We start from the raw sequence: 23,992 nt of genomic DNA, 5'->3' as shown, positions 1-23,992 counted from the left end.
AGGTGCTCACTTTTGCGGGTGAGCTCCTTTTAACTCCTTACAGGAGCTGATTGTGAAAGACTTATTAAACTTTCTAAAAGCGCAGCATAAGACCGAAGAATTTGATGCAATCAAAATCGGTCTATCTTCACCAGACATGATCCGTTCATGGTCTTTCGGTGAAGTTAAAAAACCAGAAACGATCAACTATCGTACGTTCAAGCCTGAGCGTGATGGTCTATTCTGTGCGCGTATCTTTGGTCCAGTAAAAGACTACGAATGTCTTTGTGGCAAATATAAGCGTCTAAAACACCGTGGCGTTATCTGTGAGAAGTGTGGCGTTGAAGTTACACAAACTAAAGTTCGTCGTGACCGTATGGGCCACATCGAGCTAGCTTCACCAGTTGCTCACATCTGGTTCCTAAAATCACTACCGTCTCGTATCGGTCTACTAATGGATATCCCTCTACGTGATATCGAACGTGTTCTTTACTTCGAAATGTACGTAGTAACTGAACCAGGTATGACTGATCTAGAAAAATCTCAGATGCTTACTGAAGAAGAGTATCTAGATCGTCTAGAAGAGTGGGGTGATGAGTTCACGGCTAAGATGGGTGCAGAAGCGATCAAAGACCTACTTGCGTCTATGGATCTACCTGCTGAAATCGAAGAGATGCGTGAAGAGCTTCAGTCTACTAACTCAGAGACTAAGCGTAAGAAGATCACTAAGCGTCTTAAGCTAGTTGAAGCGTTCGTTCAATCTGGTAACAACCCAGAGTGGATGATCCTAACTGTGCTTCCGGTACTTCCGCCAGATCTACGTCCTCTAGTACCACTAGATGGCGGTCGCTTCGCGACTTCTGATCTGAACGACCTATACCGTCGCGTGATCAACCGTAACAACCGTTTGAAGCGTCTTCTAGAGCTAGCGGCTCCGGACATCATCGTACGTAACGAAAAGCGTATGCTGCAAGAGTCTGTTGATGCACTTCTAGATAACGGTCGTCGCGGTCGTGCGATCACTGGTTCGAACAAGCGTCCTCTGAAATCTCTTGCTGATATGATCAAGGGTAAACAAGGTCGTTTCCGTCAGAACCTTCTAGGTAAGCGTGTAGACTACTCTGGCCGTTCTGTAATCACAGTAGGTCCATACCTTCGTCTGCACCAGTGTGGTCTTCCTAAGAAGATGGCACTTGAGCTATTCAAACCATTTATCTACAGCAAACTTGAGACTCGTGGCCTAGCGACGACAATCAAAGCGGCTAAGAAGATGGTAGAGCGCGAAGAAGCGATCGTTTGGGATATCCTAGACGAAGTAATCCGCGAACACCCAGTACTATTGAACCGTGCACCTACACTTCACCGTCTAGGTATCCAGGCGTTCGAACCAGTACTAATCGAAGGTAAAGCGATTCAGCTTCACCCACTAGTGTGTGCGGCATACAACGCCGACTTCGATGGTGACCAAATGGCGGTTCACGTGCCTCTAACTCTAGAAGCACAGCTTGAAGCTCGTACACTGATGATGTCGACAAACAACATTCTGTCGCCAGCGTCAGGTGATCCGATCATCGTACCTTCTCAGGACGTTGTATTGGGTCTTTACTACATGACTCGCGACAAGATCAACGTGAAAGGCGAAGGTATGTACCTTGCTAGCCCAGCTGAGGCTGAGAAGGCATACCGCACTAAGACTGCTGAGCTACACGCTCGCGTTAAAGTTCGTATCACAGAGACAGTTGTTGATGAAGATGGTAATAGCACTACAGAGACTAAGATGGTTGATACAACTATCGGTCGTGCAATGCTATGGCAAATCGTACCAGCAGGTCTACCGTACAGCATCGTTAACCAAAAACTAGGTAAGAAGCAAATCTCTAACCTACTTAACGAAGCGTACCGTAAGCTTGGTCTTAAAGACACGGTAATCTTTGCTGACCAAATCATGTACACAGGTTTCGCTTACGCGGCACTTTCTGGTGTATCTGTTGGTATCGACGATATGGTTGTACCTGCAGCGAAATACACTGAGATCGAAGAAGCGGAAGCAGAAGTTCGCGAAATTCAAGAACAGTACCAATCTGGTCTTGTAACAGCTGGTGAGCGCTACAACAAAGTGATCTATATTTGGGCATCGACCAACGATCGCGTAGCGAAAGCGATGATGGAAAACCTTTCATCTGAAACGGTAATAAACCGTGAAGGTGAAGAAGAGCAGCAAGAGTCGTTCAACAGCATCTACATGATGGCTGACTCGGGCGCACGTGGTTCTGCAGCTCAGATTCGTCAGCTAGCAGGTATGCGTGGTCTGATGGCTCGTCCAGATGGCTCAATCATCGAAACGCCGATCACTGCGAACTTTAAAGAAGGTCTAAACGTACTTCAGTACTTTATCTCAACGCACGGTGCTCGTAAGGGTCTTGCGGATACGGCACTGAAAACAGCGAACTCGGGTTACCTAACTCGTCGTCTAGTAGACGTTGCTCAAGACGTTGTAGTACACGAACATGACTGTGGCACCCATGAAGGTGTTGACATGATGCCGCACATCGAAGGTGGTGACGTTAAAGTTGCACTTTCTGAGCTAGCACTAGGTCGTGTTGTTGCTGAAGATGTTCTTAAGCCAGGTACTGAAGAGGTTCTGATCCCACGTAATACTCTAATTGATGAGAAGTGGTGTCAGATCATGGAAGACAACTCAGTAGATAGCATGAAAGTGCGCTCAGTTGTTACCTGTAATGCGGACTTCGGTTGTTGTGCACAGTGTTACGGTCGTGACCTAGCACGTGGTCACCTTGTGAACCAAGGTGAAGCAGTAGGCGTTATCGCTGCTCAGTCTATCGGTGAGCCGGGTACACAGCTTACGATGCGTACGTTCCACATCGGTGGTGCGGCATCTACTGCAGCAGCAGAGAACAGCATCCAAGCTAAGACAACGGGTACAGTTAAGCTACACAACGCTAAGTTCGTAACGAACAAAGACGGTAAGCTTGTTATCACTTCTCGTGCATCTGAACTAACTATCATTGATGAGTTCGGTCGTACGAAAGAGAAGCACAAACTGCCTTACGGTTCTCTACTATCTAAAGGCGACAACGACTCAGTTGAAGCTGGTGATACAGTAGCTAACTGGGAAGCGCACACTATGCCAATCATCACAGAAGTGGCAGGTCGCATCCAGTTCGTTGACATGATCGACGGTGTAACAGTTTCTCGTCAAACAGATGATCTAACAGGTCTATCTTCAAGCGAAGTAACTGAAGCGGCAGCTCGCCCAGCAGCAGGTAAAGATATGCGCCCAGCTATCAAACTTGTTGATGCGGCAGGTAACGACGTAATGATCCCTGGTACTGATATGCCAGCTCACTACTTCCTACCTGGTAAAGCTATCGTTAACATCGAAGACGGCGCAGAAGTAGGTGTGGGTGATACACTTTCACGTATCCCTCAGAAATCTGGCGGTAACAAAGATATCACCGGTGGTCTACCTCGCGTAGCTGACCTATTCGAAGCTCGTAAGCCTAAAGAGCCTGCGATTCTTGCTGAGCACACAGGTACTGTGAGCTTCGGTAAAGAGACGAAAGGTAAACGTCGTCTAGTAATCACTCGTGACGGCGGCGACGCTTACGAAGAGATGATTCCTAAGCACCGTCAGCTTAACGTGTTCGAAGGCGAGAAAGTTGAACGTGGTGACGTGATCGCAGATGGTCCAGAGTCTCCACATGACATTCTACGTCTACGTGGTATCCACGCTGTGACTCAATACATCGCGAACGAAGTTCAAGAAGTATACCGTCTACAGGGCGTTAAGATTAACGATAAGCACATTGAGACGATCGTTCGTCAGATGCTACGTAAGTGTACAATCACACACGCTGGTGACTCTACAGAGTTCCTAGTGGGTGAACAGGTTGAATACGCGAACGTTAAGATTGCTAACCGTCAGCTAGAAGCTGAAGGTAAAGAGCTAGTTCGTTTCGAACGTGAGCTTCTAGGTATCACTAAAGCATCTCTAGCAACTGAATCGTTCATCTCTGCGGCGTCGTTCCAGGAGACAACTCGCGTACTAACAGAAGCTGCAGTTTCTGGTAAGCGTGATGAGCTACGTGGTCTGAAAGAAAACGTAATTGTTGGTCGTCTAATCCCAGCAGGTACAGGTTTCGCATACCACCAAGAGCGTCAAGCTAAGCGTGTAGAAGAGCAAGAAGGTCCTTCAGCTGAACAAGCTACTGACAACCTTGCAGCACTGCTTAACGCAGGCTTCTCTTCTGACGAGTAATCGTTAAGAGCTTAAGAAAAAAGGCACCTTCGGGTGCCTTTTTTGTTTTTGTGAAATGGAAAGTTTCATTCCATAGAGTGACGAAGGAGCGAGTAGGGAATCTCTGTTTGCTTACGACTCACTTTTAGAAACCCATCGGTTGATGACCGTTCTGAAAACGCAAAAGGGTTGACGCATACACGTCAACCCTCAAGAATGAATCTCGCTTCTCGCTTCTCGCTTCTCGCTTCTCGCTTCTCGCTTCTCGCTTCTCGCTTCTCGCTTCTCGCTTCTCGCTTCTCGCTTCTCGCTTCTCGCTTCTCGCTTATGCGCCTGGCGGGATGGCTAAGCTATCGGCAATAAGCTGAATTAGGTTATCTTCTACTTCAAAGCGTACTTCGAGCAGCTCACCTACTTTTGACATATCTACTTCAAAGTTAGGCAGCTCATCATCCGCATTAACTTTTACATATTTGTCGTTAAATTCGAGTAGTGGCTCGGTGGTCAGGACGATCTTCGCGTAGGCAGAATCGATATCATCATTGGTTTTGAAGCCAGTAGCTTGCCACTTTTCCATCACCATATCGTAGATTTTGAAATGACCTTCAGAGATGTAGTCGACAACATGATCACAGAATGAACTGATCTCTTTTGGGGAAGGAAGTTCAACAACGTTAGCGTGCCCATTGACGGGTTGAAGGGAGCCTAGCTTACAATATTCAACGATAAGTGACTGACGGGTCTCAAGCCAGTGATCGATGACTTCGCTTGAGCCACCCCATTGTTCTTGTGTCTGTTTGAATCTATTTAGCATGACCATATCCTCATGATCGGGTCACTTCTTGGGTGACCATTAAGCTTTGAGCTTAAAGCGTGTGCAGAGATACAAGCTCTTGTCCTTACTAGAATTTATAGTCTCAAAATTGATGGACTACAAACTCTGGTATGAATTTAGATTGCCAGTAAAATAGATGAACTGCAAGTGAAGAGGGGGTGGAATGTTAAATAAAAGTGACACAAACCGTACGCAAAATTGTTATTGGTGCGTTGTATCAGGAAGTGACGTTTGGTTAGTTGATAATGCAATTCCTTTTGGTAACGCTCAGGACTTTCATCTGCCAACGAGCTCTGCAATAGAAATTGGTCGCTACAACAGTGCACCAGTATTATGGCTAAATGCAGCTGAGATAGAGCATGAAATCGAGCTTGTTTCACTGCGAGAGTGCCTCGATTTCCCTCGTGAGCTGTTTTTATTATTTAGTAAGGCAGTGCAATACAGCCATATGACGCAAAGTATGCGTTTTTGCCCTTTGTGTGGTGGCCGAAACCATTTAAACCATAACCAATTGGCTATGCAATGTGGTGATTGTCGGACACTTCATTATCCAAGAATTTTCCCGTGTATCATTGTCGCTGTGCGTAAGCAGGGGCAAATATTGTTGGCTCAACATCCAAGGCACCGCAACGGCATGTACACAGTGATCGCCGGGTTCGTTGAAGTGGGTGAGACATTGGAGCAGTGCGTCGCTCGCGAAGTGAAAGAAGAGACCGGAATAAACGTGAAAAATATCCAATATTTCGCCAGTCAGCCATGGGCATTCCCATCTAGCTTAATGATGGGCTTCATCGCGGAATATCATTCCGGAGAACTTAAACCGGATTATAGCGAGTTAAGTGATGCGCGTTGGTTTGATTTCAATGCACTACCTGCGATTGCGCCTAAGGGCACTATTGCGCGAGAACTGATAGAGCACACTTGTGGTGATGTTTAATTATCTTTCTGAAAGTAAGCAAAAAAAACCCTCCAGAAGGAGGGGGTAAGTAAGATGTCGTTATGAGATGCCAAGCACTGAGTGCTCGGTTTATAATTGTAGTTTTCGCTAGCAAACAAATTTTTAACACTGTTACAGATTGGGTGCAAATTAAGCATTGATTTAAAAGTTAATAACTTGATCTAGGTTGCAAAGCACACAGCTTTTGAGAGCCAAACAGTGTTAGAATAGCCGCAACAGAAACAAGCCTAATAATCGGAAAAACGGAATGACTGAATTAAAGAATGACCGCTATCTTCGTGCCCTGCTAAAAGAGCCAGTAGATTACACTCCAGTATGGATGATGCGTCAGGCAGGTCGATACCTTCCAGAATACAAAGCGACACGCGCAGAAGCGGGTGATTTCATGTCTTTGTGTAAGAATGCAGAACTTGCGTCAGAAGTAACCCTTCAACCACTACGCCGTTTTCCACTTGATGCCGCTATTTTATTCTCAGACATTCTGACGATCCCTGATGCAATGGGTCTAGAGCTGCGTTTTGCTGCGGGTGAAGGTCCTGTGTTTGATAAGCCAATCACATGTAAAGCGGACGTAGAAAAAATTGGTTTGCCAGATCCTGAAGGTGAGCTCCAATACGTAATGAATGCGGTTCGTCAGATCCGTAAAGATCTTAACGGTGACGTACCACTGATTGGTTTCTCTGGTAGCCCATGGACTCTCGCGACTTACATGGTTGAAGGTAGTAGCTCAAAAGCATTCACTAAGATCAAAAAGATGATGTACGCAGAGCCACAAACGCTACACCTATTGCTTGATAAACTCGCAGACAGCGTGATCGAATACCTAAACGCACAGATCAAGGCCGGCGCTCAATCGGTGATGGTATTTGATACTTGGGGTGGTGTGCTTACTCCACGTGACTACAACTTGTTCTCTCTACAGTACATGCACAAAATCGTTGATGGCCTGATTCGTGAGAATGATGGACGTCGTGTGCCGGTAACACTATTTACTAAGAATGGTGGCATGTGGTTAGAGCAAATCGCAGCGACAGGCTGTGATGCTGTCGGCCTAGACTGGACAATCAACATTCAAGACGCTGTGAAGCGCGTAGGCGATAAAGTGGCACTGCAAGGTAACATGGATCCGTCAATGCTATACGCTTCTCCTGAACGTATTCGTGAGGAAGTGGCGACTATCCTGGAAGGCTTTGGTGATGCAGGTACTGGCCACGTATTCAACCTTGGCCACGGTATCCACTTGGATGTGCCGCCTGAAAATGCCGGTGTATTTGTTGATGCGGTGCACGAGTTATCTAAGCCGTACCACAAATAACTAAGAAACATATGAAAGCGTCTGGTCTAATCAGGCGCTTTTTTGTTATTGGTTAATATACTCAGTTATACTGTTTAGATTAATGGAATAGGGTTCGGGAAAGAATGAAAACACGCGATAAAATCGTGCTTGCAGCACTAGAGTTATTCAATGAGCACGGTGAGCGCAATATCACAACCAATCATATTGCGGCTCATATCGATATCAGCCCGGGTAACCTCTACTACCATTTCCGTAATAAGCAAGAGATTGTCCGCGAGATCTTTGCGCTCTACTCCAATGAGCTACTAGAGCGTTTCACCCCGATTCAAGGGCGACAAGAAAGCCTAGTGCTGTTAAAGCATTACCTAGACTCTATCTTTACGCTAATGTGGAAGTATCGTTTCTTCTACGCTAATTTGCCTGAAATCCTACAGCGTGACGAACAACTGCATGAAGAGTACATTCAAGTTCAAGAAAAGCTACAAGCCAACCTGATCAACATTATGCGTGCGTTTGTCGACTTAGAGTTAGTCTCTGTAGAAGACAGTGAGATGAAGTCACTGGTGACCACATTGCACCTAATTGCATCAAGCTGGTTAGGCTATCAAGCAGCAATGTCGCCACGTACTCAGATTACTGAGCAAGTGATCCATCAAGGCATGCTACAGATGATTTCAGTTGTGAAACCAAAGGCAACGGCGCAAGGTTTAGAGCAGCTTCAGCTATTAGAAGATGGTGTTAAAGCTATTCACGCTTAAACGTGTGGATCCTAGCTATAACTAATTGAAATTGTTAAAACGCGTAGAACCCATTAGAGTATCGAGAGATAGTTTAATGGGTTTTCTTTTATGCACTTTGATGTTTTTAACGGTGATGCCGATGGTATTATCGCGTTGCTTCAACTTAGGCTTGCAGAGCCCAAGCCCTCCACATTGGTCACCGGAGTAAAACGCGATATTCAGTTGTTGGCGAAGCTGTCTGTCAGCGCTGAGGATTCGGTCACAGCACTTGATATCTCGATGGAGAAGAACAAAACGGGCCTTGAAAAAATATTGAGTGCAGGGGCTAAGGTTTTTTACGCCGATCACCATAAATCCGGCGATATTCCCCAGCATGAGAATTTAACGGCTCATATCGATTTGGATGCTAACACCTGTACAGCCTTGATTATCGATGAGTTGCTCGCAGGGTGCTATCACACTTGGGCGATTACTGCTGCTTATGGTGATAACTTAATTGCCAAAGCGGATCAGTTAGCGAGTAAAGCTGGTCTAAGCGTTGAGCAGCAAGTGCAGCTAAAAGAGTTAGGTACCTTGATCAACTACAACGGTTACGGTTCAAAGCTTGATGACCTTCATTTTGACCCAGCGGTACTGTTTCAAGAGCTTTTGGCCTACGATGATCCGTTTGCTGTTATTGCTGATCAAGACTCGCCGTTCCACGTACTTCAATCTGCTTATCAGCAAGATATGGATAAAGCATTGGCGATAGAGCCTCAATATCAAAGCGCCACATTAGGGCTATTTGAGCTGCCAAATGAAGCATCATCACGTCGTATTAGTGGTGTCTACGGCAATCTACTAGCGAATCAGTCACCAGACTCTGCTCACGCAGTATTAACCGAAAATAGGGACGGCACTTATACTGTTTCATTGCGTGCACCGCTGAAAAATAAGCAAGGGGCGGGAGATATCTGTGCGCAGTTCCCATCTGGTGGCGGTAGAGCTGCGGCCGCTGGCATTAACGCCCTGCCGAAAGAGCAGCTAACCGCTTTCATTGATGCGGTAGAAAAGCATTATCGTATCGAAGCTTAAAAAATAAGGCGTCTTTTCGAGAGGAAAAGACGCCTTATTGGTATCTGCTCAGCGCTGATTATCGTGTTAACCAGCTTTTCGGGTTTTGCGTTTTACTGTTGCGGCGAATCTCAAAGTAGAGTGACGATTGCGATTGTCCACCCGTGTCTCCTGCAAGCGCGATTGTTTCGCCTTTTGTCACTTTATCGCCTTCTTTCTTCATCAGGCTCTGGTTGAATCCGTACAGCGTCATATCCCCTTTACCGTGATCAAGTAGCACCACTAAGCCGTAGCCACGAAGGTAGTCGGCGAATACAACAGTGCCAGAGTAGACGGCTTTAACGGATTGACCGTAGTTGGCATCGATCACCATTCCTTTCCATTTGATTTGACCTGTCTGGCGTGAGCCGTAGTTATGCAACACACGCCCCTTTACTGGCCAAGGAAGCTTACCTTTTTGGCGGCCAATGCCGTCCATCGGAACCGCATTACGTTTAGCGGCTTTAGCAATCTCTGCTTTTAAGCGGGTCTCATTGCGCTGCAGTTCAGATAGGTACACTTTATCGTTCGAAATGCTGTTACGAATTTTAGATACGGTCCCTTTACGTTGAGACTGAGTTTTCGCTAGCTGGTCGCGTTTTTGAGTCTGTTTTCTCAATAAGCTAGTAAGCTGCTCTTTCTCAAGCTTGAGCTGCTCTTGGCTGTCATCTAACTCTCTGACGGTTGCTTCAAGTTCACTGATGGTCTCGGCTCTTGCTTTGGCTAGGTGTTGAAAGTACTGACTCATACGGTCTTCTTCGACGCCTTGGTTGAGAATATTCGTTGAACTCTTCGCTCGTTGAGTCACGTAGTAGGTTTGAATCAGTTCTGCCAGCCTATCGCTTTGCTGCTTTTTTTGATCCAGTAAGTGATCAACCTTTTTGTCCAAGTTGGCGATATTGGCGTTAGTGGTTGCCAGCGAAGCCTTGGTCTCTTTGATTTCTTTTCCCAGACGGGTGATGGTGGTCTCTTGATTTTTTAGCGATTTCTGTAAGGAGTCGAGCTTTTGTTGCTGACTGGAGAGTGATTGTTTTTGACGTGAGATTTCACCGCTGACACCTTTGAGCTCAGCATTGTTTGCCGCATAGCTAGGGGAAAGTGAGCTGGCAGTAAGTATCAACCCGAGCGCAAACCAAGACTTGCGAGAGAGAAGTGTCCTTAATGGGGTGATCGCCATTGTTCAAATTTGTCCTAACTATTTGAGAGATAGCCAGTATACCCAAACCTTTTGATTGGAAGAAAGGGGAATGTCAAAAGTTGCTGGTGGCGCAAAATGAAAATAAAAAGGCCCAAGCATTGCTCGGGCCTCGATAGTATTGATGTTATCTAGTTAATTACTTAACCAGTACATCGCCAGTCATTTCAGCTGGGATCTCTAGACCCGTTAGCGATAGCATAGTTGGCGCTAGGTCAGACAGTTTACCGCCTTCTTTGAACTCAACTTCTTTGTCGCCAATGTAGATTAGAGGTACTGGTAGGTTAGTGTGAGCAGTGTGAGTGCCGCCTGTCTCTGGGTCTACCATCATTTCCGCGTTACCGTGGTCAGCAGTAATCAGCATTTGGCCGCCTACTTCTTCGATAGCCGCAACAATTTTAGCAACACAGCCGTCGATGGCTTCGATCGCTTGCTCAGCTGCTTCGTAAACACCAGTGTGACCAACCATATCTGGGTTAGGGTAGTTACAAATGATCGTGTCGTACTTGCCAGACTTGATCGCAGCAACCATTTTTTCAGTGAGCTCTTCAGAGCTCATTTCTGGCTGTAGGTCGTAAGTTGCTACTTTTGGAGAAGCAACAAGTTGACGCTCTTCGCCTTCGAATTCGTTCTCAACACCACCGTTGAAGAAGAAAGTGACGTGCGCGTATTTCTCAGTTTCAGAGATACGTAGCTGAGTTTGACCTTGCTTAGATAGCCACTCACCGTATGTGTTCTCTAGAGATGCTGGTGGGAATGCGATTGCTAGCGGGATGTCAGCAGCGTATTGCGTTAGCATTACGAAGTTGATTGCTGGGAATACCGCGCGCTCGAAGCCGTCGAATGCAGGTACGAAAGTACGTGTGATTTGACGAGCACGGTCAGCACGGTAGTTCATGAAGATTACTGTATCGCCGTCTGCGATTACTGCATCTTCTTGACCTTCTGCTTTGATTGCTGTTGCTTTCACGAACTCATCGTTCTCGTCACGAGCGTATGCTGCTTCAAGACCCGCTACAGCTGTATCGAAAGTGAACTCAGCTTTAGCTTGAGTAAGAAGATCGTAAGCAACTTGAACGCGATCCCAGTTGTTATCACGGTCCATTGCGTAGTAACGGCCTACTAGAGAAGCCACACGGCCTTTACCTAGTGTCGCGAATAGGTCTTGGAAGCGCTGTAGCGAGTTCTCTGCGCTACGCGGTGGTGTGTCACGGCCGTCTAGGAAGCAGTGTAGGTAAATCTTCTCTGCGCCACGTGCTGCTGCCATTTCAACGGCTGCGTAGATGTGGTCTTCGTGAGAGTGTACGCCACCTGGAGACATAAGGCCCATGATGTGTACCGCTTTGTCTGCTTTTACAGCAGAGTCGATAGCTTCTACTAGCGCAGGCGTTTCAGTGAACTCACCGTCTGCGATAGATTTAGTGATACGAGTAAGATCTTGGTATACAACACGACCAGCGCCAATGTTAGTGTGACCCACTTCTGAGTTACCCATTTGACCATCAGGTAGGCCAACATCCATGCCAGAAGCAGAGATTAGAGTGTTTGGCTTGTTAGCAAACAGGCTATCAAGGAATGGAGTTTTTGCGTTCGCGATTGCGTTGCTTGCTGTATCTTCACGGTGTCCGTAACCGTCAAGAATAACTAGAGCCATAGGCTTCTTAGCTGTCATAGTGATGACCTCGTCAAATTTCAAAGTAACTTTGGAAACTAAATTAGCGTAATTTTACTACACTTTTTAACCAAAACTGTAGGTTAAGATCAAATATTGTTTGTGAAATATTGTTGTTATCTTTCATCTTACAAAGAGTGTGTGCAACGCCAACCTGTTCATGCGGACCTTTTTTCTTGCTCTATTCTCTCGCTTAAGACAGAAAAATAAAGCGGGAATTGCCGATTGCTGCGATAGGTTAAGAGACCAAAATACTGGTTCCAACGACGGCGACAATCGCGCCAATCCAAGCAAAGCGATTAGGTCGTTTACCGGAATAAATCCATAGTATCGGCAACAGCATGATCGGGGTTGTCGAAGAGAGCAGGGCAACCATACCGACATTACCTTCTTGCAGAGCGTACAGAATTAATGTCATACCAACCGCCATGGCTAAAAAACCATTGAGAGCGGTAATCGAAAAGATCTTGATGTTCATTGGTTGAGTCGCACGCGCCAGTTTGGCTCCTGTAAAGAAAAACAAGCAGTGAGCGGCAAAGGCGGTCATCATCCGCATCGCTGACGCAGCAACAGGGTCGATATTGGTTTGCATAATCGGTTTAGCGATGATACCGCCTAACGCTTGGCAAAGTGCCGCGAGTAAGCCTAAGCCGATTCCGACCCAAACCTTACCTTTAATCGACTCAAGTTGATTGTTAGTTTGTCCGCGGCGGCCAAAGAAGATTGCAGTTAACACGCCAGAGAAGACCAATAGAGATCCTAGTAGCTCTACAGAGGTCATGGTTTCGCTAAACAGAAAGTAGCCAAGTACGGCTGAGAAAACAGCGTGACACGAGAAGAGTAAACCCGCTTGCCTTGGCCCCATACGATTGAGGCAAGCAAATAGGGCAGTATCACCAATAAAAATACCGATGACGCCTGATAGCATCATGGCTGAAATGGCGCTCGTCTCAACACTGCTCCAGCCGCCAGTGTATAAAGCCATAGAGCCTAAAATGAGCGAGGTGCAGCCCATGCGCCAGCGGCTATAGGCAAAGGTTCCTAAATGTTGGGCAGGCACCACAGAAAGTATGCTTGCTACTGCCCAAAGAAATGCCGCAGCAAGTGCCAGCCATTCATAACCCATCGACACGTTATCCTTGTGAGTGTGGAGTAATCCAGGCTGACAATATGCATGAAATCTTGCTTAAAACAAAGTTATACCTTGAAGCGAGTTACCTCCATGCGCATGGTCTCTGCTGACTCACGCATACTATCCGCGCTGTCACTACTTTGCTGAGCTTGTCCGGCGAGTACGTCTGAAGCATCCTTGATTCCTTGGGTATTACGGCTGATATCTTCACTCACGGCGCGTTGCTCTTCCGCAGCGCTGGCGATTTGTAGCGCCATGTCGTTAATTTTATCGATCGCGTCGGTAATGTCCGTCAGACTTTGCGCCGCTTGCTGAGCGTAGTCGACACTGGTGTCAGCTAACGTGGTACTGGTCTTCATGCTATTTACCGCAAGCTTAGTATTGTTTTGCAGCGTTTCGATCATGTGACGAATTTCTTCGGTTGAACCATGGGTACGTTGACTGAGTACGCGCACTTCATCGGCTACCACGGCAAACCCACGTCCTTGCTCCCCTGCACGCGCTGCTTCAATGGCTGCGTTGAGTGCTAACAAATTGGTTTGTTCGGCAATTTCTTGAATGGTTGAGAGGATCTGATTGATGCTTTGGGTATTGTGTTCAAGTTCAGAGATAACACCAGAGGCCGCTGCGACCTGCTCTGCTAGCTCCACAATCGACTCGCGGTTCTTCTGAATGACTTTTTGACCGTCTTGGCAGGCATTAGATGAAGTCTGAGAAGCATCAGCTGTCATTTCAGCATGACTTGCCACCTCTGCAGCCGTCGCAGACATCTCATGGATTGCAGTGGCAATTTGGTTAACGTCATTTTGCTGAACTTCCACTTGCTGCGCTGACTGCATCGAAAGGCTGTTAGCTTGGCTGGCTTGTTGCACTAACTGTTCACTGTGACTGATGATATCAGCCAGCATACGCTGCATCTGGCTAAGGAACTGATTAACGTGCTCAGCCACTTCACCAATTTCGTCACGGCGTTTAATCTCGATTCGCTGGGTGAGGTCCCCTTCGCCTTTTGCCAGTTGAGAAAGTGAAGATGACAAATCTTGCAGAGGTTTCAGTAGTTTAGTAATGGTATAGGTACTGAATGTTGCAATGATCAGGTACAGCACTAAAGATGCGATGGCGGTGAATTGAATCTGTTCACTCACTGAAGCGAACGCCAGTTCTTTATCAACCACAATGCCCAAAGACCAGTCTGTGGATGGGACATTAGCAACGTAAATCAGCTTGTCTCCTTGTTCTGGCCAACTAATTGTCGAAATCGACGAGTTGCTGACAAGTTCTTTTACTTGAGTTGCAGAGAGCTGAGGATTTAACTTGGTTAATGGCTGCTGGCTTAACGATTCATCTTGGTAAGCGACGATGTTGTTATTGCCGTCAACAAGGAAGGTAAAACCGTCATTATCTAAAGTGATATTTAGCACTTCATCAATGATATTGGTGACGGTAAGGTCAGCGGCGAGAACACCGTTTTTGTTGCCGGAAAAGGCTTTAGCGAAACTGATAACAATACTGCCATCGAAGTCTTGGTAAGGTTCAGTAATGATCAATCCTGAAGCGTTCATCGCATCTTGATACCAAGGACGAGTGCGCGGGTCATAGTCAGTCGGCCAATCTTCAGCTTTATCACCATAAGCAATTGAGCCATCTTCAAACCCTGCGTACACGGAAAGAAAGTCCCCAGCTCGTTTAGTAAGCAGCATTTCACGATCAGAGTTATTCGATTCAATGATGGTTTTTTCATTGGCCAACATCATATCGCTACGGATCGCGAGCCAATCACTGATATAGCGTGATGTGGAGTGGCTGATATTGGCCATTTCGCTATTGAGGGCAGAAGTGGTTTCTTGCTGCAGTTGATTGACTGAGATCCAAGCTTGAACACCACTGACCACTGCAATGACCACGGCAATGGCGATTTGCATTTTTAGTTTGATTGTATTTCTCATTGCCTTTCCTTATTTTTCAGACAGCAGGACGAGAAGAATAGGGCCTATCACCACTGTTTCACGTGAATGAAAAAGGGGGCATTGATGGTGATATCGGCACAATGTTATAGATGGCGGGAATGTAGATTGTTGATCTATATGCTGCTTTTAAGAAAAGCCCTACGCACTTGTAAGAATTTGTGACCTCTAGCCCAGCATGCTAGAGGTCAGTTTCATTTGTTTCTTAAGTGATAATTAGGGTCGCAGCATAAACAATAAGCAGTCCTATCACACCAATGATCACGCCAGTTTTTGCCATGTCTTTACTTTCGATTAAGCCTGTCGAGTAGGCCAGTGAATTAGGCGGAGTTGATACCGGTAGGATCATGCCAAGTGAGGCTGAGAATGCCACGACCACAAGTAAACCTTGCAGTCCACCCACTGTAGCAAGGCTTTCCATGGACGCGCCTATTGCTGCGGCAATCGGCATTAGTAAGTTAGCGGTAGCCGTGTTTGACATAAAGTTGGCCATCAACCAGCAGACAATCGATAGAGTCAATATCACGGCAAGCGGAGAGAGAGATTCATAATCAATGGCATGAGCAAGTGCTGAAGCGAGTCCGGTTTTATCTAAACCAATACCAATCGCGATACCACCGGCAACCAGCCATAAAACGTCCCAGTTAATCAACTTGAGCTCGGCTTTGCCCATAATTCCGGTGAGCGTAAAGACCGCGAGTGGAATGATGGATACTACGTAGGTGTTCATTCCGTGTAATTTGGTTGTCATCCACAGCAAGATAGTTGAGGCAAACGTCGCATAGACGACGATAGCGCGCCAATTTTTTTGAAATTTACCATCCAGTTTTAGCTTCATCTCTTTCTGTGCTGATGGAAAGAGCTTTTGCAGCAAGAACCATGCGATAGTGAGCTGAATGACGACAAAAGGTAGGCCCATCATCATCCAGCTGAGAAAGTCGATGCTGTTCTCACCAGTTAAATACTGCAGCGCAATGGCGTTCGGTGGCGTACCAATTGGTGTCGCGATGCCCCCGGTGTTTGCTGCAATAGGAATACACAGCACCAGCGCCTTGATTCCGAGATCGCCCTTTGGCGCAGAAGCGACTATTGGTCCTAGTAGTGCCAGCATCATCACAGTTGTTGCTGTATTCGACATAAACATTGAGAACACTGCTGTGATCAGCATTAAGCCCAGCATGATGAATCTAGGCTGGTGGCCAAACGGTTTGAGTAACACTCGCGCGAGGTTATTGTCCAACTCATATTTGGACGCCGAAATGGCGAGCGCAAAACCGCCCATAAACAGGATGATAATGGGTGAAGAGAAAGCACTAAAAATATCGGTGTATTTCATCAGCTCGCCAAGGTCATGGCCAGCGGGTGGCGTTCGAAACAGGTGTAAGCCTTTGTCTGAGATCATCACTAGTTCTAGGGCGATGATCAAAATGGAGGTAGCAAAGACTGGGACAGGCTCTAATACCCAGAGTAGGGCTGCGAGGAGAAAAATGGCCAATAATCGATGCTGAATGAGCGTCAGATCATCGATTGGGATCCAATCAATTGGCATAAATAGCACACCAATTGGCAAGCCGAAGCTAATCAGTAGCTTAACTATCACCCCAAGATCTATTTTTGCCATATCGACATCAACCCCAATTCCAATGTTTGAGGCCATAGCTTAATTTACAATAAAATGAGTGTCTTAGACCGAGTCTGGAATTTTAACAAACAGTTAAAATTGTTGCAGTGAGTTTGTTTTGGGTCAAAAAAAGCCCCGACGAATCGAGGCTTAGAAAGAGGCTTGGAATTTAGGCTTGTTCTGATTCCACTTGCGCTGTATGTGCGTAAGGTGTGCCCATCACAGTCGATTGACCGTTTTGCATCGTCTCATCAAAAGTGATTGCCCCTTTAGCGAAGAGGTTGATTACGGTAGAGCCCAACTTGAAGCGGCCCATCTCTTGACCTTTTTTCAGGATCACCGCTTTATCGCCTTCGGCAGGGTAGTCCCACTTGTAGACGCTGTTGCCGCGTGGTGGTGTTACCGTGCCCGCCCAAACTTGCTCGATACTACCCACAATCGTTGCACCAACAAGGACTTGCGCCATAGGGCCAAACTCGGTATCAAAAATACACACGACACGTTCGTTACGTGCAAATAAATTAGGTACATTTTCTGCCGTGAGTGGGTTTACTGAGAATAGATCGCCCGGTACATAAATCATCTGACGCAGTGTACCATCGCATGGCATGTGAACGCGGTGGTAATCACGTGGTGACAAGTACAGTGTAGCGAACTCGCCATCAGTGAACTCTTCAGCAAGTGCAGCATCGCCGCCAAGTAGCTCTTGAGCTGTAAAGTCATGCCCTTTAGCTTGAATAAGCTTACCGTCGGTAATTGGACCAAACTGGCTAACGCATGCGTCAGCAGGGTGAGTAATTACGCTTTGTTCTTCAGTAATTGGGCGTGCGCCTTCTTTTAGCTCACGTACAAAGAACTCGTTAAACGTCTTGAAATGTTTTGGATCTGAATGCAGCGCTTCATCCATATTGACGTTGTATTGTTTGATGAACCAGCGAATGATTGCTGTTGTTAGACCGCCAGCTTTTGCAGAAGCTAGCTTGCCCACTAAGCGAGTAAGTCCATGCTGTGGGATCCAATATTGCAGTCCAACTTTAATCTTATCCATGGTGTTCAATTCCAATGCTATTTTCATGATTGACTATATTCTGGGCGCGAGATGTTACTCAAATTGCGCCCAAAAGTCAGTAGTTGCGATGGTTTGCTTGCAAATTTGCGGCTACAAATCTGCTTTTTTGCTTCGGGAGTATTGGCGATTGGCTTTCACTTCCGCCATGCTTTCTAGAATACGGTGATAGTTTGCAAAACGGATCTGATTGATCTCACCATCCTCAACTGCTTGGCGTAATACACAACCTGGGTCATCATTGTGCTTGCAGTCACGGAACTTACAGCTGCCAAGGAAAGGTCGGAATTCGACAAATGCCTTGGTCACTTCTTCTGCTTCCAAATGCCACAAACCAAACTCGCGCACTCCAGGAGAGTCAATTAGGTCACCACCTGTTGGAATGTGGTAAAGACGTGAAGCGGTTGTGGTATGTTGGCCAAGTCCTGAGTTTTCCGAAACTTCGCCTTCTTCTACATTGAATTGCGGCATCAGCGCATTAACTAAGCTCGATTTACCAACACCAGATTGACCAACGAAAATATTGATGCGGTCTTTAAGCTCAGCCTCAAGTTCAGCGATACCTTCTCCGGTTTGCTTACTAACGAATAGAACCTTATACCCAATACGCTCGTACTCTTTTAGCCATTCGCGGTACTGCGTCAATTGCTCCGATTCAAGTAAATCGATTTTATTCAATACCAGCAGTGGTGCGATATTGAGGGTTTCAGAGGCAACCAAGTAGCGATCAATAATATTGAGCGACAGTTCTGGCAGCACTGAAGAGACAATGATCATTTGATCAACGTTAGCCGCGACTGGTTTTAAACCGTCATAGTAGTCAGGACGAGTAAGAATTGAAGTTCGAGGCTCGACAGCTTCAACAACGCCACTGATGCCTTCCATCGATTCTAGTCCTGGACGCCAAATGACTTTATCGCCAGATACAAGAGTCTCGATACCACGACGAAGGTTACAGCGCTGAACTTCACCAGTTTCGCTGTCTTCGATATCAGCGTGCTGTCCAAAGCGGGTGATAACCAGGCCGGTTTTACTGCTACCTAGCATGGACTCATCCCATTGAACGGAATCTTCTTGCTTAAGTTTGCGCTTCTGGTTATGACGAACTCGTCTCACCTGACCTTTGGTTAGCTTTTTCTTTTTAGCCACGTTTCTCTACTTCAGTTCATTAATTTATCGAGTGATACCAGCAAAGTGGTGAGTATCTCACGCTATCTTGGGTATCGGAATTTGGGTATAGTACCTTTTTTATTAGAAAACCAATAGGCAACGATTTATGTCCTTTAGCGATCAGAACTTGATTTGGATTGATTTGGAGATGACGGGACTGGACCCTGAAACTCACAAAGTGATCGAAATCGCCACCATTGTCACTGATAGTGAATTAAATATTTTAGCTGAAGGACCTGTACTTGCCATTCATCAGCCTGATGCTGAGCTTAAAAAAATGGATGAGTGGTGTACAACAACTCATACTGGTAGTGGCTTGGTCGATCGTGTTCGTAAAAGTAACATCGATGAACAAGAAGCAGTTCGTCAAACCATTGAGTTTCTTGAGAAATGGGTACCTAAAGGTAAGTCACCGATTTGTGGCAACAGCGTTGGTCAAGATCGTCGTTTTTTGTACAAGCATATGGCTGAATTGGAAGAATACTTCCACTACCGTTATATCGATGTGAGCACTTTAAAAGAACTAACTCGCCGATGGAAGCCAGAAGTGCTAGGTGGTTTTACTAAGCAAGGTAGCCATTTAGCCTTGGATGATATTCGAGAGTCGATTGCGGAGCTGCAATATTACCGCAAAACGATTATCTCAATCTAATCATGAAAACCAGCACTCGATGCTGGTTTTTTTCTGCTGTGTTATGGGACGGGTAAAAAGACAAATTGCGCCACACCATGTGCGACTTTAGTGATGCCGCGGTTGGTTTTATCCGCCACAATCAGCGCCATCATGTCTTGAATCATCACCATCTTAGTAAATAAACGGTCGAAGCTAATATCGCCGCCATTTTCTGTCGTTTGGTTGGTATAGATGAGTGGCTTGCCGTTTTCATCTTTGCGATGGTAGAGCCGCCAAACAAATATCTCGATGTTTCGAGCACTGTTATACAGAGACTGCTCATCCAAAGAGTCGATAATAAAAAACTCTTGCTGGTGGTTGTAAGAACGCCTTAGCATCTCTGACAACCCAACGGTTGCGGCAAATACGCGATCGCCCTCAAAGCCCTCATCAAAACTGAGTAATATCGCGTCAATCCCGGTGACGCCACCAAGCTCATCAAAAACCAACGGTGGTAGGGTGATACTCTCTTCAGGCCCAAATATTTGCTCAATACGACTGTCGATGGTAGCTGATGGATTCTTGCTCAATTGAATTGGGTTTCTGACGTAGAGCTTACGTGTTAGCTCTACCAGTTGAACTTTAAGCTGCCTGGCATGCACATCCATGACAAAATCTACATCACTTTTCCCTAGGTTTCTCATTGGTTTAGGCATCGAGCCACAACCTGCAACTAGTGCTGTAAGTAATACAGTACAAATGAGCTGAAATAACCTTGCTCTGAATTGCATATGTGCCTCTTATCCTTAAGTAGCTTCAGGAGTTCAAATTAATACTGAGCAGTTATATAAGAAACGGGAAATATTCGCGATGAGTAACTTTCAAAACATCGCTGAATCTCGCACTTTGGTGTTTCCTCGCAAGGCCTAATTGACATTTAGTATATTTTTCAAGCTTTTTGATTGATAAGTGTGTGCTTTTTATCCGATAAGAAAAAAAAAGATGATTTTTTTGATGAAGGACTTGCATCACAAAAAAATGCTCTTATAATTCGCAGCCCTGAATGACGGAAACGTTGTTGATGCGACACTAGCTCAGTTGGTAGAGCGCAACCTTGCCAAGGTTGAGGTCACGAGTTCGAACCTCGTGTGTCGCTCCACTTTTCTTTAAGTGGAAAGGAAAAGGCTTTCATCATGCCTCAAATGGTGAAATACGGACGCGGGGTGGAGCAGCTTGGTAGCTCGTCGGGCTCATAACCCGAAGGTCGTCGGTTCAAATCCGGCCCCCGCAACCAAATTAAAAGGTGTTGTGATTCGCTAGCTCGTCGGGCTCAGCCATTCATAAAACCTCGCGAAGGTCACTGGTTCAAATCAGTCCTCGCAACCAATTCTCTTAACGAGAATATGCGACACTAGCTCAGTTGGTAGAGCGCAACCTTGCCAAGGTTGAGGTCACGAGTTCGAACCTCGTGTGTCGCTCCACTTTTCTTTAAGTGGAAAGGAAAAGGCGTTCATCATGCCTCAAATGGTGAAATACGGACGCGGGGTGGAGCAGCTTGGTAGCTCGTCGGGCTCATAACCCGAAGGTCGTCGGTTCAAATCCGGCCCCCGCAACCAATTCTCTTAACGAGAATATGCGACACTAGCTCAGTTGGTAGAGCGCAACCTTGCCAAGGTTGAGGTCACGAGTTCGAACCTCGTGTGTCGCTCCAAAATTTAAAGGCGTTCATCATGCCTCAAATGGTGAAATACGGACGCGGGGTGGAGCAGCTTGGTAGCTCGTCGGGCTCATAACCCGAAGGTCGTCGGTTCAAATCCGGCCCCCGCAACCAATTCTCTTAATGAGAATATGCGACACTAGCTCAGTTGGTAGAGCGCAACCTTGCCAAGGTTGAGGTCACGAGTTCGAACCTCGTGTGTCGCTCCAAAATTTAAAGGCGCTCATCATGCCTCAAATGGTGAAATACGGACGCGGGGTGGAGCAGCTTGGTAGCTCGTCGGGCTCATAACCCGAAGGTCGTCGGTTCAAATCCGGCCCCCGCAACCAATTCTCTTAATGAGAATATGCGACACTAGCTCAGTTGGTAGAGCGCAACCTTGCCAAGGTTGAGGTCACGAGTTCGAACCTCGTGTGTCGCTCCAAAATTTAAAGGCGCTCATCATGCCTCAAATGGTGAAATACGGACGCGGGGTGGAGCAGCTTGGTAGCTCGTCGGGCTCATAACCCGAAGGTCGTCGGTTCAAATCCGGCCCCCGCAACCAATTCTCTTAATGAGAATATGCGACACTAGCTCAGTTGGTAGAGCGCAACCTTGCCAAGGTTGAGGTCACGAGTTCGAACCTCGTGTGTCGCTCCAATTTATAGTTGTCATCGTACTCAACGGTGAAGAATGCGACACTAGCTCAGTTTACCGAGTGCAACCTTACCAAGGTTGAGGTTACGCCTTTCTGTTTATGAATAGGGAACCTCGTGTGTCGCTCCAATTTGATAGTCCTCATCGTACTTAACGGTGACAAAATGCGACACTAGCTCAGTTGGTAGAGCGCAACCTTGCCAAGGTTGAGGTCACGAGTTCGAACCTCGTGTGTCGCTCCAAATCTCCTTCAAATGACACATTCATTTGAAACGGCCATAGGCCACCGCTCTTTAGCTAATGCTGCGAAGCATGAACCCCAAAAATCATAAGAAGTCCTCCTAACTATTAGGTGGGCGTTTTTATGTCTGAATTTATTGTTTAAGCACGGGATGTGCTGATAAAAAAACGATAGCGAACCTTGTGTGAGCTAGGCATCTACACATCAATCAACAGACTTATCCACATATCTCTTGTTGTGGATAACTTGGTGGGTAACCCATATTTAACGACTAAATAGTGCCTAGATAAAAAGATCTTTTTGTTTTTGAAACTTTCTTACTTACTGCTTTGGTTTGTGTAAGTTGTTGTTTTAATTGTGAAATGTTGCATTTCTCTTACCTGGTTCAATAGTGCGTTACGATCATTAAGTCACTGTTTTTTGATCCTAGTCATTTCTTTGTATTGTGATTAACTTCTTTATCTGTAAGAAAATAAGGAATCATCCTTTCTTTTTTCCACATTTTAATTTTTGGAGCTAAATCAACTTATCAACGACTAGGTTCGGCAAGTATTATGCATCTCTAGGTAGTCCTTTTTCGACAATCCTGATAAGACGATTGAGCTTTGTGGTGCTGATAGGTAGTTGAGACTGCTGTTCAGCTAAAGCCCAGTGAATATGCTCATCTAAAACTTCAGTGAGTCCTATACGTGCTTGTAGCGCATCGATAATAGCTTGCGAGAAAGGGGCATTGCCCATCGCAACGGACAAATTGCGTAGCCATTGTAGGTGGCCAATACGACGAATCGCCGAACCTTCCATGTTTTTTAAGAAAGTCTCTTCGTCCCACATGAACAGAGTCACCAGATCTGAATCCTCAAATGCTTCACGTCGATGAAAATCACTTTGCTCGGTAATATCTGAGAAACGATTCCAAGGGCAGACCAGTTGGCAATCGTCGCAACCATAGATGCGATTGCCCATCGCGTGGCGAAACTCTTCGGGAATGACACCATCAAATTCAATTGTCAGATATGAGATACAGCGTCTAGCATCAACAACGCCGTCAGCAACGATAGCTTGCGTTGGGCATGAAGTGATGCAGGCTTTGCATTTACCACACTCATCGACACTAGGTTCATCCACAGGTAGAGGAAGATCGATCAATAGCTCACCCAAGAAGAACCAAGAGCCACAATCTTTATCGAGCACTAAGGAGTGTTTACCTGTCCAGCCAAGTCCTGCTTTTTGAGCTAAGGGGCGTTCTAGAATGGGGGCAGAGTCCACAAAAGGTCGATAACCGAATTGACCAACTTCTTGTTCTATTTTTTGACCGAGTTTCTTAAGCTGATTGCGGATCAGCTTGTGGTAATCACGACCAAGTGAGTAGCGGCTAACATACGCTTGGCTTGGATCGGCTAGATTTGAGGCAAAGCGCGCTTCTGGGGGTAAGTAGTCCATGCGGGCACTAATGACCCGCACCGTTCCAGGTAGCAGTTCATTTGGGCGTGCTCTCATCATGCCGTGGCGCGCCATCCAATCCATATCACCGTGGTAGCCCGCATCTAACCATCTTTGCAGCTCTTGCTCGTGTGCTGAGAGGTCTACATCGCAGATGCCAACTTTTTGGAAGCCGAGTTCTTGGCCCCAAATTTTGATCTTTTCGACGAGCTCTTGATAGTTCATGCGGATACGCCTTAGTGGAAGGGGGCAGGATCTTAACGGATCTTATTCATAGGATCTAGGCAGCTAATGGGGAAAAATACCAAGAAATCGCTGATTTTTCGTTTTACTTACACAAGATCGCTTGTCTCCTAATTCCAACCC

16 protein-coding genes and 12 tRNA genes are annotated in these 23,992 nt (G+C 46.2%); 18 read left to right on the top strand and 10 right to left on the bottom strand.

Features of this window, described 5'->3' with window-relative positions:
- Window positions 1-52: 52 nt before the first annotated feature.
- Window positions 53-4,258 (top strand): DNA-directed RNA polymerase subunit beta', encoded by a 4,206-nt coding sequence (gene rpoC, locus VIA_RS21110; protein ID WP_004415877.1) that lies wholly within the window; start codon window positions 53-55, stop codon window positions 4,256-4,258.
- 304 nt (window positions 4,259-4,562) lie between these two features.
- Here the strand turns inward: rpoC and VIA_RS21105 are convergent, their stop codons facing one another.
- On the bottom strand, window positions 4,563-5,057 hold the full coding sequence (locus VIA_RS21105; protein WP_004417580.1) for an Rsd/AlgQ family anti-sigma factor: 495 nt from the start codon (window positions 5,055-5,057) through the stop codon (window positions 4,563-4,565).
- Between the two features lie 178 nt (window positions 5,058-5,235).
- On the opposite strand from VIA_RS21105, the gene nudC reads away from it, so the two are divergent.
- The 4 genes from nudC to VIA_RS21085 all read left to right on the top strand — a co-directional run bounded on the left by nudC (window position 5,236) and on the right by VIA_RS21085 (window position 9,141).
- Window positions 5,236-6,009 (top strand): NAD(+) diphosphatase, encoded by a 774-nt coding sequence (gene nudC / locus VIA_RS21100; protein WP_004415875.1) that lies wholly within the window; start codon window positions 5,236-5,238, stop codon window positions 6,007-6,009.
- A gap of 268 nt (window positions 6,010-6,277) precedes the next feature.
- A complete protein-coding gene (gene hemE / locus VIA_RS21095; RefSeq protein ID WP_004415874.1) occupies window positions 6,278-7,345 on the top strand; it encodes a uroporphyrinogen decarboxylase in 1,068 nt (355 codons plus the stop codon).
- A 104-nt stretch (window positions 7,346-7,449) separates the two neighbouring features.
- The gene (locus tag VIA_RS21090; RefSeq protein WP_004415873.1) at window positions 7,450-8,085 is read left to right on the top strand and encodes a TetR/AcrR family transcriptional regulator; all 636 of its coding nucleotides are present in this window, start codon (window positions 7,450-7,452) and stop codon (window positions 8,083-8,085) included.
- 90 nt (window positions 8,086-8,175) lie between these two features.
- Window positions 8,176-9,141: a DHHA1 domain-containing protein gene (locus tag VIA_RS21085; RefSeq protein WP_004415872.1), complete on the top strand. Its 966-nt coding sequence runs from the start codon at window positions 8,176-8,178 to the stop codon at window positions 9,139-9,141.
- Between the two features lie 58 nt (window positions 9,142-9,199).
- Here the strand turns inward: VIA_RS21085 and VIA_RS21080 are convergent, their stop codons facing one another.
- From VIA_RS21080 to rsgA, 7 genes are all read right to left on the bottom strand, one after another.
- Window positions 9,200-10,336 carry a murein hydrolase activator EnvC family protein gene (locus VIA_RS21080; protein ID WP_004415870.1) on the bottom strand — a complete coding sequence of 379 codons (1,137 nt, stop codon included), beginning with the start codon at window positions 10,334-10,336 and terminating at the stop codon, window positions 9,200-9,202.
- Between the two features lie 157 nt (window positions 10,337-10,493).
- Window positions 10,494-12,026, bottom strand: a complete 1,533-nt coding sequence (gene gpmM / locus VIA_RS21075; protein ID WP_004417584.1) for a 2,3-bisphosphoglycerate-independent phosphoglycerate mutase — start codon at window positions 12,024-12,026, stop codon at window positions 10,494-10,496.
- 238 nt (window positions 12,027-12,264) lie between these two features.
- Window positions 12,265-13,152 (bottom strand): DMT family transporter, encoded by an 888-nt coding sequence (locus VIA_RS21070; RefSeq protein ID WP_004415867.1) that lies wholly within the window; start codon window positions 13,150-13,152, stop codon window positions 12,265-12,267.
- A 71-nt stretch (window positions 13,153-13,223) separates the two neighbouring features.
- Complete coding sequence (locus VIA_RS21065; RefSeq protein WP_004415866.1) at window positions 13,224-15,104, bottom strand: methyl-accepting chemotaxis protein; 1,881 nt, start codon at window positions 15,102-15,104, stop codon at window positions 13,224-13,226.
- Window positions 15,105-15,327: 223 nt separating this feature from the next.
- Window positions 15,328-16,743, bottom strand: coding sequence for an SLC13 family permease (locus tag VIA_RS21060; RefSeq protein ID WP_004417586.1), 1,416 nt, complete (start codon window positions 16,741-16,743; stop codon window positions 15,328-15,330).
- A 169-nt stretch (window positions 16,744-16,912) separates the two neighbouring features.
- On the bottom strand, window positions 16,913-17,791 hold the full coding sequence (gene asd, locus VIA_RS21055; RefSeq protein ID WP_004415863.1) for an archaetidylserine decarboxylase: 879 nt from the start codon (window positions 17,789-17,791) through the stop codon (window positions 16,913-16,915).
- 111 nt (window positions 17,792-17,902) lie between these two features.
- On the bottom strand, window positions 17,903-18,958 hold the full coding sequence (rsgA, locus tag VIA_RS21050; RefSeq protein WP_004415861.1) for a small ribosomal subunit biogenesis GTPase RsgA: 1,056 nt from the start codon (window positions 18,956-18,958) through the stop codon (window positions 17,903-17,905).
- A 127-nt stretch (window positions 18,959-19,085) separates the two neighbouring features.
- Between rsgA and orn the strand changes: the two genes are divergently transcribed.
- Window positions 19,086-19,631, top strand: a complete 546-nt coding sequence (gene orn / locus VIA_RS21045) for an oligoribonuclease (RefSeq protein WP_004415860.1) — start codon at window positions 19,086-19,088, stop codon at window positions 19,629-19,631.
- Window positions 19,632-19,672: 41 nt separating this feature from the next.
- Here orn and VIA_RS21040 read toward each other — a convergent pair whose 3' ends face one another.
- Complete coding sequence (locus VIA_RS21040; RefSeq protein ID WP_004415858.1) at window positions 19,673-20,383, bottom strand: hypothetical protein; 711 nt, start codon at window positions 20,381-20,383, stop codon at window positions 19,673-19,675.
- Window positions 20,384-20,675: 292 nt separating this feature from the next.
- Here VIA_RS21040 and VIA_RS21035 point away from each other — a divergent pair.
- The 12 genes from VIA_RS21035 to VIA_RS20980 all read left to right on the top strand — a co-directional run bounded on the left by VIA_RS21035 (window position 20,676) and on the right by VIA_RS20980 (window position 22,187).
- Window positions 20,676-20,751, top strand: a tRNA-Gly gene (locus tag VIA_RS21035).
- A gap of 58 nt (window positions 20,752-20,809) precedes the next feature.
- Window positions 20,810-20,886, top strand: a tRNA-Met gene (locus VIA_RS21030).
- A 111-nt stretch (window positions 20,887-20,997) separates the two neighbouring features.
- Window positions 20,998-21,073: transfer RNA gene (locus VIA_RS21025), tRNA-Gly, on the top strand.
- A gap of 58 nt (window positions 21,074-21,131) precedes the next feature.
- Window positions 21,132-21,208: transfer RNA gene (locus VIA_RS21020), tRNA-Met, on the top strand.
- A gap of 19 nt (window positions 21,209-21,227) precedes the next feature.
- A tRNA-Gly gene (locus tag VIA_RS21015) sits at window positions 21,228-21,303 on the top strand.
- Between the two features lie 43 nt (window positions 21,304-21,346).
- A tRNA-Met gene (locus tag VIA_RS21010) sits at window positions 21,347-21,423 on the top strand.
- 19 nt (window positions 21,424-21,442) lie between these two features.
- Window positions 21,443-21,518: transfer RNA gene (locus VIA_RS21005), tRNA-Gly, on the top strand.
- A 43-nt stretch (window positions 21,519-21,561) separates the two neighbouring features.
- A tRNA-Met gene (locus VIA_RS21000) sits at window positions 21,562-21,638 on the top strand.
- 19 nt (window positions 21,639-21,657) lie between these two features.
- Window positions 21,658-21,733, top strand: a tRNA-Gly gene (locus VIA_RS20995).
- A gap of 43 nt (window positions 21,734-21,776) precedes the next feature.
- Window positions 21,777-21,853 (top strand) — tRNA-Met (locus tag VIA_RS20990).
- A gap of 19 nt (window positions 21,854-21,872) precedes the next feature.
- Window positions 21,873-21,948: transfer RNA gene (locus VIA_RS20985), tRNA-Gly, on the top strand.
- Between the two features lie 163 nt (window positions 21,949-22,111).
- Window positions 22,112-22,187: transfer RNA gene (locus VIA_RS20980), tRNA-Gly, on the top strand.
- A 551-nt stretch (window positions 22,188-22,738) separates the two neighbouring features.
- Here VIA_RS20980 and queG read toward each other — a convergent pair.
- On the bottom strand, window positions 22,739-23,851 hold the full coding sequence (gene queG / locus VIA_RS20975; protein WP_004415856.1) for a tRNA epoxyqueuosine(34) reductase QueG: 1,113 nt from the start codon (window positions 23,849-23,851) through the stop codon (window positions 22,739-22,741).
- Window positions 23,852-23,992 lie beyond the last annotated feature (141 nt).

It is taken from the genome of Vibrio orientalis CIP 102891 = ATCC 33934 (assembly GCF_000176235.1).
In the GTDB taxonomy this organism is placed as follows: domain Bacteria; phylum Pseudomonadota; class Gammaproteobacteria; order Enterobacterales; family Vibrionaceae; genus Vibrio; species Vibrio orientalis.
Note: the sequence above shows the minus strand (reverse complement) of the source record. Positions and strands in the feature narration are given on the sequence as shown.